The 10,921-nt window shown below is 58.5% G+C and carries 11 protein-coding genes; 3 read left to right on the top strand and 8 right to left on the bottom strand.

The features are described 5' to 3' along the window. The first annotated feature begins 52 nt into the window (after window positions 1–52). Window positions 53–1,192, top strand: a complete 1,140-nt coding sequence (locus LB453_RS18975) for a porin (protein ID WP_103793909.1) — start codon at window positions 53–55, stop codon at window positions 1,190–1,192. Between the two features lie 40 nt (window positions 1,193–1,232). Here the strand turns inward: LB453_RS18975 and LB453_RS18970 are convergent, their stop codons facing one another. Beyond that, window positions 1,233–1,610 (bottom strand): DUF805 domain-containing protein, encoded by a 378-nt coding sequence (locus tag LB453_RS18970; RefSeq protein WP_103793910.1) that lies wholly within the window; start codon window positions 1,608–1,610, stop codon window positions 1,233–1,235. Window positions 1,611–1,863: 253 nt separating this feature from the next. On the opposite strand from LB453_RS18970, the gene folA reads away from it, so the two are divergent. After that, the gene (gene folA, locus LB453_RS18965; protein WP_103793911.1) at window positions 1,864–2,343 is read left to right on the top strand and encodes a type 3 dihydrofolate reductase; all 480 of its coding nucleotides are present in this window, start codon (window positions 1,864–1,866) and stop codon (window positions 2,341–2,343) included. Window positions 2,344–2,399: 56 nt separating this feature from the next. On the opposite strand, the gene apaH is transcribed toward folA, so the two are convergent. The 6 genes from apaH to lptD are packed head-to-tail and all read right to left on the bottom strand — an operon-like array spanning window position 2,400 to window position 9,219. After that, window positions 2,400–3,254, bottom strand: coding sequence for a bis(5'-nucleosyl)-tetraphosphatase (symmetrical) ApaH (gene apaH / locus LB453_RS18960; RefSeq protein ID WP_103793912.1), 855 nt, complete (start codon window positions 3,252–3,254; stop codon window positions 2,400–2,402). A gap of 58 nt (window positions 3,255–3,312) precedes the next feature. Beyond that, a complete protein-coding gene (apaG, locus tag LB453_RS18955; RefSeq protein ID WP_103793913.1) occupies window positions 3,313–3,690 on the bottom strand; it encodes a Co2+/Mg2+ efflux protein ApaG in 378 nt (125 codons plus the stop codon). A 3-nt stretch (window positions 3,691–3,693) separates the two neighbouring features. Continuing rightward, complete coding sequence (rsmA, locus tag LB453_RS18950) at window positions 3,694–4,515, bottom strand: 16S rRNA (adenine(1518)-N(6)/adenine(1519)-N(6))-dimethyltransferase RsmA (RefSeq protein WP_103793914.1); 822 nt, start codon at window positions 4,513–4,515, stop codon at window positions 3,694–3,696. Next, window positions 4,508–5,500: a 4-hydroxythreonine-4-phosphate dehydrogenase PdxA gene (pdxA, locus tag LB453_RS18945; protein ID WP_103793915.1), complete on the bottom strand. Its 993-nt coding sequence runs from the start codon at window positions 5,498–5,500 to the stop codon at window positions 4,508–4,510. Before pdxA ends, rsmA begins: the two co-directional genes overlap by 8 nt. Beyond that, window positions 5,490–6,785, bottom strand: a complete 1,296-nt coding sequence (gene surA, locus LB453_RS18940; RefSeq protein ID WP_103793916.1) for a peptidylprolyl isomerase SurA — start codon at window positions 6,783–6,785, stop codon at window positions 5,490–5,492. The genes pdxA and surA overlap by 11 nt, the downstream gene beginning before the upstream one ends. A 55-nt stretch (window positions 6,786–6,840) precedes the next feature. Further along, window positions 6,841–9,219 carry an LPS assembly protein LptD gene (lptD, locus tag LB453_RS18935; RefSeq protein WP_103793917.1) on the bottom strand — a complete coding sequence of 793 codons (2,379 nt, stop codon included), beginning with the start codon at window positions 9,217–9,219 and terminating at the stop codon, window positions 6,841–6,843. Between the two features lie 182 nt (window positions 9,220–9,401). Between lptD and djlA the strand changes: the two genes are divergently transcribed. Then, the gene (gene djlA / locus LB453_RS18930) at window positions 9,402–10,205 is read left to right on the top strand and encodes a co-chaperone DjlA (protein ID WP_103793918.1); all 804 of its coding nucleotides are present in this window, start codon (window positions 9,402–9,404) and stop codon (window positions 10,203–10,205) included. Between the two features lie 13 nt (window positions 10,206–10,218). Here the strand turns inward: djlA and rluA are convergent, their stop codons facing one another. Further along, window positions 10,219–10,872: a bifunctional tRNA pseudouridine(32) synthase/23S rRNA pseudouridine(746) synthase RluA gene (gene rluA / locus LB453_RS18925; protein WP_103794040.1), complete on the bottom strand. Its 654-nt coding sequence runs from the start codon at window positions 10,870–10,872 to the stop codon at window positions 10,219–10,221. Window positions 10,873–10,921 lie beyond the last annotated feature (49 nt).

Raw genomic sequence — 10,921 nt, 5'->3', positions numbered from 1 at the left:
ACGTAATATTCCGCCGCCTATTCTTCCGGGCCTATCAGGGATTTATAAAAAAATGAAAATGCGTGCTTTCACACTCAGCGCTATTGCTGCGTTAATGGCGGCTGCGCCATTGGCCAGCCAGGCTGAAATTACTCTGCTGAAACAAGATCCGCAGGCGGGCGATCCGCTGAGCCGACTCAACTTCACCGTGGGCGGCAGTATTCGTCCGCAGTTCGAACATCTGACCGGCGTTAACGACAAATCGTACAAGCGTAATGGCTTTGACGGCGGCACCCGTTTCCGTTTCGCCGCTGACTATTATCTGTTCGACGATATTAGCTGGGCGAGCTACTACGAGGTGGGCGTTAATATTCCCGCCGTATTCGACTGGGATAACCACTATAAAGAGGGCGCCAACGACACCACGCGTCGCCAGCTCTATACCGGCCTGAAAAGTAAAACCTGGGGTGAGATCTATTTCGGCCAGCAGAACAGCGTCTTCTATGACGTTGTCGGCGCGAAGACCGATATCTGGGATTACGATATGAAAGGCCAGGCGCCGGGCAACGGCATCAACGGCGACTATGACGGCTCCTACCGTTCACGCAAGCAGCTGAAGTATAAAAATACCTTCGGCGCGGTCGATCTGTACGCCTCTTACCTGTTCAGCGACAACGAATATCTGCCGGGCAACGGCCTGCGCTACAAGCGCAAAGGCGGCGGCTCGCTGGGCGTGGATTACCATATCACCGACGACCTGACCTGGGGCACGGCGTGGAACTACACCCGCGCAGAGATGCGTAACCCGGGCAATGGCGACAGCGGTGACTACAACCAGAATATCTACGGCACCGCATTAAGCTGGAAGCCGGGTAACTGGACGTTCTCCGCAGGCGGCGGCTGGTATCAAAACTACCTGCTGACCAAACGCAGCAACGTCAACGACTACTTCGCCGACGATGCATGGGGCCTGGAATACTTTGCCGGCTACAAAATTCCGGTCAAGCAGTATGGCCTGAAAGCGGTGCAGCCTTACGTGATGGGCGATCGTCTGGAATATGTTAACGGCCGCAACTACCAGCGCATCGACAACGGCGTCGGCGTAACGCTGTTCCTCGACTACGGTTTCCGCGTCGACTACGAGCACGTGTTTACCTCCAGCACCGACAACCTGGGCGATATGAACCTGGTGCGTCTGCGCTACGATTTCTAATCGTCAGAAATGGAAAACGGCTCCTCAGGGAGCCGTTTTTTTATGGGGCGAGCGCCGCGTTATCCAGCGGGTCGGGACCAAAGCGGTTTGGACCGACGGTGCCGCGCAGGCAGAAGTAGATTAGCAGTAGCAGCGTGCCCAGCAGCGGAATAAGCATAATCAGCAGCCACCAGCCGGAGCGATCGAGATCGTGCAGGCGACGCACCCCAACGGCGACGGAGGGGATCAGAACGGCAAGGGAGTAGATCAGCGAAAGCAGGCCCTGGTCTGCGTGAATTTTCAGCCCGAACAGCTCATCTGCCGCGCTGCAGGCCAGCGAAATCAGCGTGCTGAAGAGTAAAAACAGCCAGAACGTTTTGCGACGACAGCGACCGTTAACGACCGCATACATTTTTAAAACCGTCAGATAGTGGTTCACTCTCTTGTCCCTTTTTTAATCAAGCCCGAGCCGCCGTTGCTGTTACCCCGGCGCTATTCCCGCCCTTGTGCCAGGGAACCTATTTTATCTGGCGGCTTAGGGTGCTGCACAGGAAAAAAGCGGTGTAAAACTCTGCTGAGTTATAAAAATGCGGTGGCAAAAGCCCTTTACGTAATTACACTCTTCCCCCTATCGACGAAAGTTTCGCCTTTACGTATGATGGCGCGAATTTTTTATCTGTGAGTCTCTTAACATGATTAGTCTGATCGCGGCATTAGCAGCAGATCGCGTCATTGGTATGGAAGGTGCCATGCCGTGGAACCTGCCTGCGGATTTGGCGTGGTTTAAACGTAACACCCTGAATAAGCCGGTGATTATGGGGCGTCTGACCTTTGAATCCATCGGTCGTCCGCTGCCGGGACGCCTGAATATTGTGGTCAGCCGTCAGCCGGGCGCAGCGGAAGGGGTGACCTGGGTAACCTCGCTGGACGAGGCGATTAAAGCGGCCGGTGACGTGCCGGAGATTATGGTGATTGGCGGTGGCCGTATCTACGAGCAGATGCTGAAGCGCGCCGATCGCCTCTATCTCACCCATATCGACGCCGAAGTAGAAGGGGACACGCAGTTCCCTGATTACGAACCGGACGAGTGGCAATCGACCTTTAGCGAGTTTCACGACGCCGACGAGCAGAACTCCCACAGCTACTGCTTCGAAATCCTCGATCGCCGCTAAGCGTTAGTCAGCAAAACGCCTTGTCCCTGGACAAGGCGTTTTCTTTTGCGCGTTTGTCAGGCGGACTGCTGCGGCGGAACGCTGTCGTTGACCGTCGGCTGGCGGTTAGAGGCCTGCGTATAGTAGCGCTGGCTTTCCCAGTGCAGCAGCGTCAGCACGCCACCCCAGCAGCAGCCGGTATCGAGACCGATCACGCCGCGCGGCGTACCTTTGCCCTCCAGCGAGGCCCAGTGACCGAACACCTGGGTATAATCCTCGGGCAGCTTACTGGGGATGGTAAACCAGGGGCGCAGCGGCGGCGGTGCGGCGTCCGGCGTCTCTTTGCAGATCATATCGAGCTGGCCGTTGGGAAAGCAGAAGCGCATGCGCGTCAGGGCGTTGGCGGAAAAGCGCAGGCGCGCCAGGCCGCTCAGCTCCGGCGTCCAGTTATTTGGCATATCGCCATACATGGCGTCGAGAAACAGCGGATAGCTGTCGCTGGAGAGCACCGCCTCCAGCTCGTGCGCACAGGCCTGGGCCGTCTCCAGATCCCACTGCGGCGTCACCCCGGCATGCGCCATCACCAGCTTCTTCTCTTCGTCCACCTGCAGCAGCGGCTGACGGCGCAGCCAGTTGAGCAGCTCGTCGGCATCTTCCGCTTCGAGCAGCGGCGTCAGGCGATCCTTGGGCTTGTTGCGGCTAATGCCGGCGAACACCGCCAGCAGATGCAAATCGTGATTGCCCAGCACCATACGCACGCTCTCGCCGAGCGATTTCACGTAGCGCAGCACCTCAAGGGATCCTGGACCGCGCGCCACCAGGTCGCCGGTCAGCCACAGCGTATCCTGCTCAGGCGTAAAGTCGACCTGCTTTAGCAGAGCGCGCAGCTCATCGTAACAACCGTGGACGTCGCCAATCAGATATGTGCTCATAGAGAATTATCCGCAATAAAAGACCGCGCCCGACGGCGTCGGGCGAAGGGTGAAAAGATCAGTGTATATGGCTTTCTACGGCGAGGCGGAACACCGGGATGTCGATATGAAAGGTTTCCCCCTCTTCATCCTGCATCACATAGTGTCCCTGCATGGTGCCCATTGGCGTTTCAATAATGGCACCGCTGGTGTACTGAAATTCGCTGCCGGGCGCGATCACCGGCTGCTCGCCGACCACGCCTTCGCCCTGAACTTCGGTTTCGCGCCCGTTACCGTTAGTGATTAGCCAGTAACGGCCCAGCAGCTGCACGGCATTTCGACCCAGATTCCGGATGGTGATGGTATAGGCAAAGACAAAGCGCTCCTCTTCCGGCGAGGATTGAGAAGCGATATAGAGACTTTGTACCTGAACAGAGATCCGGGCCGATTCACTCATGCATTACTCCAGCGGTTCAACGTTGTGCGTCGCCAGCCAGTTGGCTAACTGACAGTATTGCGCCACCGACACGTTTTCCGCGCGGAGTCCTGCATCGATGCCCAGCTCGTCCAGCGCGCCGGCAGTGAACAGATAGCCGAGGCTGTTGCGCAGCGTTTTGCGACGCTTGCCGAAGGCTTCGGTGGTAATGCGGCTCAGTACGCGAATATCGCTGACCGGATATGGCGGCTCAGTAAAGGGCACCAGGCGCACCACAGCCGAATCCACTTTAGGCGGCGGCGTAAAAGAGTGCGGCGGCACTTCGAGCACCGGGATAACCTGACAATAGTATTGCGCCATCACGCTGAGGCGGCCGTAGGCTTTGCTGCCCGGACCGGCGACGAGGCGGTTAACCACCTCTTTCTGCAGCATGAAGTGCATATCTTTAATTGAACCAGTATAGCTGAAAAGGTGGAACATCAGCGGGGTCGAGATATTGTAGGGCAGGTTGCCAAAGACGCGCAGCGGCTGACCTTTCTCTTTAGCCAGTGCGGCAAAATCGAAGGTCATCGCATCCTGCTGATAGATCGTCAGTTTGGGGCCGAGAAACGGATGGGTCTGCAGGCGCGCGGCCAGATCGCGATCCAGCTCGACCACCGTCAGGGCGTCGAGACGTTCGCCGACCGGTTCGGTCAGCGCGCCGAGGCCAGGGCCGATCTCCACCAGCGCTTCGCTGCGCTGCGGATGAATGGCGGAGACAATGCTATCGATAATGTACTGATCGTTCAGGAAGTTCTGCCCGAAACGTTTACGGGCGTAGTGCCCCTGATGGACGCGATTATTCATTACTGCTCTTGATCATAGTGATGGCGAGGTTAAGCGCCGTAATAAAGCTGCCCGGCTCCGCCTGACCCAGACCGGCCAGTTCCAGCGCGGTGCCGTGGTCGACGGAGGTTCGGATAAAGGGCAGGCCAAGGGTGATATTCACCGCGCGGCCGAATCCCTGAAATTTTAGCACCGGCAAACCCTGATCGTGATACATCGCCAGCACCGCATCGGCGTGCTGCAGATATTTGGGCTGGAAGAGGGTGTCGGCCGGCAGCGGCCCGGTGAGCTGAATACCCTGTTCGCGCAGGGAGTCGAGCGCCGGAATAATAGTGTCGATCTCCTCGCGTCCCATATGACCGCTCTCGCCCGCGTGGGGGTTAAGCCCGCAGACAAAGATATGCGGCTGGAGGATGGCGAACTTCTGCTGCAGATCGCGATGCAGAATAGTGATCACTTCACGCAGGCTGGCGTGGGTAATGGCCGCAGAGACATCTTTTAGCGGCAGATGTGTGGTCGCCAGCGCGACGCGCAGCTCCTCGGTCGCCAGCATCATCACGACGCGATGGCCGCCGGCGCGATCGGCGAAGAACTCGGTATGGCCGGTAAAAGGAATGCCTGCATCGTTAATCACGCCCTTATGCACCGGGCCGGTGATCAACGCGGCGAATTCGCCGTTCAGGCAGCCGTCGCAGGCGCGCGCCAGCGTCGCCAGCACATAGGCGCTGTTGGCAGGCTGCAGTTTTCCGGGCGTGACCGGCTGCGCGGTTTCAACCGGCAGAATAGTCAGCGATCCCGCCAGCTGCGGCTGCGCCGCGAGGCCGGGCTGATAGTCGCGCAGCGTCAGCGGCAAACCGAGCTGGGCAGCGCGCTCATGCAGCAGCTGCGGTGACGCGCAGACCACCAGTTCAACCGGCCAGTTTTGCTGAGCCAGCTGAATGGCGAGATCGGGACCAATCCCGGCGGGTTCGCCGGGCGTAATGACGACGCGGTAATTACTGGGCATTGCCGTCCAGAATTTTCACGTAGGCGCTGGCGCGCTGTTCCTGCATCCAGGTTTGCGCTTCTTCGGCAAACTTGCGGTTAAACAGCAGGCGATAGGCGCGCTCTTTCTGCGCCGCGTCGGTTTTATCCACCTGACGCGTATCCAGCAGCTGGATCAGGTGCCAGCCGAAAGAGGAGTGAACCGGCTGGCTGGTCTGGCCTTTCTGCAGCTGCAGCAGGGCGTCGCGGAATGCCGGGTCGAAGGCTTCCGGCGAGGACCAGCCCAGATCGCCGCCCTGGTTGGCGGAGCCCGGGTCGTCAGAGAACTGCTTGGCTGCCGCGGCGAAGCTGGTTTTACCGCTGCGGATATCGGCGGCAATCTGCTCCAGTTTCGCGCGCGCCTGATCGTCGGTCATGATCGGCGACGGTTTGATCAGAATATGACGCGCGTGCACTTCGGTGACGGAGATATTTTTGCTCTCGCCGCGCAGGTCGTTAACCTTCAGGATATGGAAGCCGACGCCAGAGCGGATCGGGCCGACGATATCGCCTTTCTTCGCGCTCGACAGCGCCTGAGCGAACAGGGTCGGCAGCTCTTCAATCTTGCCCCAGCCCATGTTGCCGCCTTTCAGCGCCTGCGGGTCGGCAGAGTAGGTAACGGCCAGCTTGCCGAAATCCGCGCCGCCTTTCAGTTCGCCGACCAGCTGCTTAGCCAGCGCTTCCTGATCGTCGACCTGCTGCTGCGACGGGTTTTCCGGCAGCGGCAGCAGAATCTGGCTGACGTTCAGCTCGGTGCCCTGGGCGTTTTGCGCGCCGACCTGGGTCGCCAGCGTATCGACCTCCTGCGGCAGGATAGTCACGCGGCGACGTACTTCATTGTTGCGTACTTCGGCGATCAGCATCTCTTTGCGGATCTGTCCGCGGTAGTCGCTGTAGTTAACGCCGTCGTAGGCCAGACGGCTGCGCAGCTGATCGAGGCTCATACGGTTCTGCGCGGCGATATTGGCGATCGCCTGGTCGAGTTGCTGATCGCTGATCTGCAGGCCCGCTTTTTCGCCCATCTGCAGGATGATATTGTCCATGATCTGACGTTCAAGGATCTGGTGACGCAACGTTTTGTCGTCCGGCAGCTGCTGCCCGGCCTGCTGCGCCTGCGCCTTCACGGTGCGCAGCATATTATCTACGTCACTCTCCAGCACGACGCCGTTATTAACAACGGCAGCGACTTTATCAACCACTTGTGGTGCTGCGAACGCGGTGTTGGCGGCTACCGCCACACCCAGAATCAGCATTCTCCAGTTCTTCATACTTTTTCCATAGTTGTTTCCGCAGTGCGGGAATTACCAGTCAAACATCGCAACATCAGAAAGCGCGCTGGTAAGGGATAATGCCCTGACGCAGCATCTGGTCGGTGCCTAAGCCATAACCGGAGCTCAGACCACGCAGCTCAATGTTGAATGAGATTTGGTTGTCATACTTACTGTCGTTGTTTTCCCAACCGTTGATCTTGCGTTCGTAACCGACGCGGATCGCGTAGCAGCAGGAGCTGTACTGCAGGCCAACCAGCTGCGAAGCGGGTTTCTGGTTACGCGTATCGTAGTAGTAGGCGCCTACTACTGACCAGGCGTCCGCAATCGGCCAGCTGGCGGTGCCGCCGACCTGTGAAATGCCCTTTTTATAGATCGGGTTGTTCACCAGGTCGGAGTTGTTCAGCGCGCTGGCCACATATTCCGGGCTGCTGTAGCGATAGCTCAGCTGCAGAACGCGGTCGGCGTCGCGACGATATTCAAGCACGGTATTGCCCTGCGCGACGTTATCGAGACGGGTGTCATACTGCAACCCGCCGCGTAAGCCCCAGCGATCGCTGACTTTCCAGTAGGTGTCGCCGGCCCAAATCAGGCTGCCGGTGTCATCTTCTTTATTTGTCTGGTTTACGCCGGTACGCGCAGGAGTAAACGAGTAGATTTGACCCACGGAAACGTTAAAACGTTCAACCAGATCCTGATCATAAATACGCGTGGTGACGCCGGTCGCTACCTCATTGGCGGAGGCGATGCGATCCAGACCGCTATAGGTACGGTCGCGGAACAGGCCGGTATAGTCGGTCTGCAGCAGCGTTGAGTCGTACGGATAGATATCGCTCTGGTTGCGGTATGGAATATAGAGATACTGCACGCGCGGCTCGAGGGTCTGGGTGTAGCCTTGCGCCCAGTCCATATCGCGGTCAAACACCAGACGGCCATCGACCTTGAACTGCGGCATGGTGCGGTTCACCGAGCTTTTCAGCTGGCCGCTCTGGCTGTTGTCCGCGCCCGCCAGGTTGGCGTTGTAATACTCCAGCGAATCCTGCTGATAGTGCGTGGCAAGGAACTTCGCTTCGGTATCCAGGCTCGCCCAGCCGTTGGAGAGCGGCAGGTTCAGCGTCGGCTCGATGTGCAGGCGGGTTGCTTCAGGATAGTGATTGTTGACGTTGGTAAACTTCACCGCCTGAGCATAGACGCGGCCGTCGAACGGGCCTATGTCGTTCTGATAGAAGTTCAGATCGAGCTGCGGCTGCGCGCGATAGACGTTGGAGTTGCTGGTATCGCCGAAGACCTGGAAGTCGCGGCTGGAGAGCGTGGCGTCCCAGTTCGTGTCGGCGTAGCCGATGCTGAACTTCTGCGTCGCATAGCCGTCAGTCGAGCTGTAATACTTCGAGTCGAGATCGTTAAAGTAGTAAGGATCGCTAACTTTGGTGTAATCGGCGTTGAAGCGCCAGTGCTGATCGTAGACCCCGGCGTGTTGCCAGTAGAAGAGCCAGCGGTCGTTGCTCTTGTCTTCCGCAATATTACGCGCCGCTTTGTCTTTATCATACTGATTGTCCGACGGCAGATAGTCGAACTCCATCAGGCCGGCACCGAACTGCGTCAGGTAGCGGAATTCGTTTTCCAGCTGCATGCCGCGCTTCGACATATAGTGCGGCGTAATGGTGGCGTCCGCCTGCGGCGCAATGTTCCAGTAGTAGGGCAGAACAAACTCAAAGCCTTTACTGCTGCCATATTTCGCGTTAGGGATCAGGAAACCGGAGCGGCGGCGATCGCCGATCGGCAACTGCAGATAGGGGCTATAGAAGATCGGCACCGCACCCAGCTTAAAGCGGGCGTTCCAGATCTCCGCCACCTCTTCTTCGCGATCCTGGATCACCTGGGATCCCACTACGCTCCAGCTGTTGTAGCCGGGCAGGCAAGAGGTAAAGCTGCCGTTTTCCAGAATGGTGTAGCGGTTGTCGGCGCGCTGCTTCATCAGCTCGGCGTCGCCGCGACCCTGGCGACCCACCATCTGGTAGTTGCCGTTCCAGACGTTGGTATCTTTAGTATTCAGATTGGACCAGGCTTTCGGACCTTTCAGGATGACCTGGTTGTCGTCATAGCGCACATTACCCAGCGCGTCGACGGTGCGAACCGGCGTGGTCTGTCCTTCCTGCTGACGCTGATGCAGCTGCATCTCATCGGACTGCAGGCGGCTGTTGCCCTGCTGCACATCCACGTTGCCGGTGAATACCGCGTCGTCCGGATAGTTCCCCTTCGCCGCGTCAGAATGAATGGTCACCGGCAGCTGGTTAGTCTGGCCAGTGACCAGCGGGCGATTATAGCTCGGCACGCCCAGCATACACTGCGACATAAGATCGTCGGCCAGGGCTGACTGACTGGATATCGCTGCGCCAATCATGGTGGCCAGCAGGGTAGGTAGTCGTTTATTCATACGCGGTATCGAGAATTCCATGAAAACTGGCATCATGCCGACAATCGGCTCAGAGACTAACGCACTGCCCGGCGTTGTGCCAGTGTTAATCCGTGTCTGTCCGCGTTGCCGTTAGGCGCTGGGATAAATGACAGGTATGATAATGCAATTTTCAGCCGCAAGCATGGCGAATTGAGGAGTTTATGCGCTACTGGGGAAAAGTAATTGGGCTGGTGCTGGGGCTGCTTTCCGGCGCTGGTTTTTGGGGCATTGTGTTTGGCCTGGCGATTGGCCATCTGATCGATAAAGTTCGCAGCGCAAAGGGACAGGCCTGGTTTGCGAATAACCAAACCCGCCAGACGCTGTTTTTTCAGACCACTTTTCAGGTGATGGGCCACCTTACCAAATCGAAGGGGCGCGTCACCGAAGCCGATATTCAAATCGCTTCCTTATTAATGGAGCGCATGCAGCTGCACGGCGAGGCGCGCACCGCTGCCCAGCGCGCCTTCCGCGAAGGCAAGCAGGGCGACTATCCGCTGCGCAGCAAACTGCGCGAGCTGCGCAGCGCCTGTTTCGGCCGCTTCGATCTGATTCGGATGTTTCTGGAAATTCAGATTCAGGCGGCGTTTGCCGACGGTTCGCTGCATCCGAACGAGCGCCAGGTGCTCTACGTGATCGCTGAGGAGCTCGGCATCTCGCGCATGCAGTTCGATCAGTTCCTGCGCATGATGGAGGGGGGACAGCAGTTCGGCGGCGGACAGGGCGGCGGCTTCCAGCAGGCGCAGCGCGGGCCGACGCTGGAGGATGCCTGCAGCGTGCTGGGGGTTAAAAGCAGCGACGACGCCACCACCATCAAGCGCGCCTACCGCAAGCTGATGAGCGAGCATCATCCCGATAAGCTGGTAGCGAAAGGCCTGCCGCCGGAGATGATGGAGATGGCGAAGCAGAAGGCGCAAGAGATTCAGGCGGCTTACGATCTGATTCGCCGCGAGAAAGGCTTTAAATAACCGGCTGGCCCGCTCAGAAATCGGCGGGCTGGCGGAACGTCATGCTGTTGCCAAAGGCTGGATGGGTAAGGGTCAGCGACTCGGCGTGCAGCAGCAGGCGCGGCGCCCGCGCTTTCGCTTCCGGATGCGCGTAAAAGTTATCGCCTAAGATAGGATGGCCCAGCGCCAGCATATGCACGCGCAGCTGGTGGGAACGGCCGGTAATCGGCTTTAGCGCCACGCGCGCGCTGTTGTCGTCCAGAAAAGCCAGCACTTCATACTCGGTCTGCGCCGCTTTGCCGGTTTCAAAGCAGACCTTCTGTTTCGGCCGGTTCGGCCAGTCGCAGATAAGCGGCAGATCTATCACCCCTTTTTCCGCTGCCGGATGACCCCAGACGCACGCCACATAGCTTTTTGACGGCTCGCGCTCGCGAAACTGGCGCTTTAGCTCGCGCTCCGCCGCCTTGGTTAAGGCGACCGCGAGCACGCCGCTGGTGGCCATATCGAGACGATGCACCGATTCCGCCTGCGGAAAGTCGCGCTGAATGCGCGTCATGACGCTGTCTTTATGCTCTTCCAGTCGGCCAGGCACCGACAGCAGCCCGCTCGGCTTATTGACCACCATAATGTGCGCATCCTGGTAAAGGATGTGCAGCCAGGGTTCGCGCGGCGGATTGTAGGGTTCCATCATCTGTTCGCTTTCTGTTCAGAATAAAAGGGGCCCGAAGGCCCCGGGC

Source organism: Pantoea agglomerans (assembly GCF_020149765.1).
Lineage (GTDB): Bacteria > Pseudomonadota > Gammaproteobacteria > Enterobacterales > Enterobacteriaceae > Pantoea > Pantoea alvi.
The sequence above is the reverse complement of the archived record's forward strand: the minus strand, read 5'-3'. Positions and strand labels throughout refer to the sequence as shown.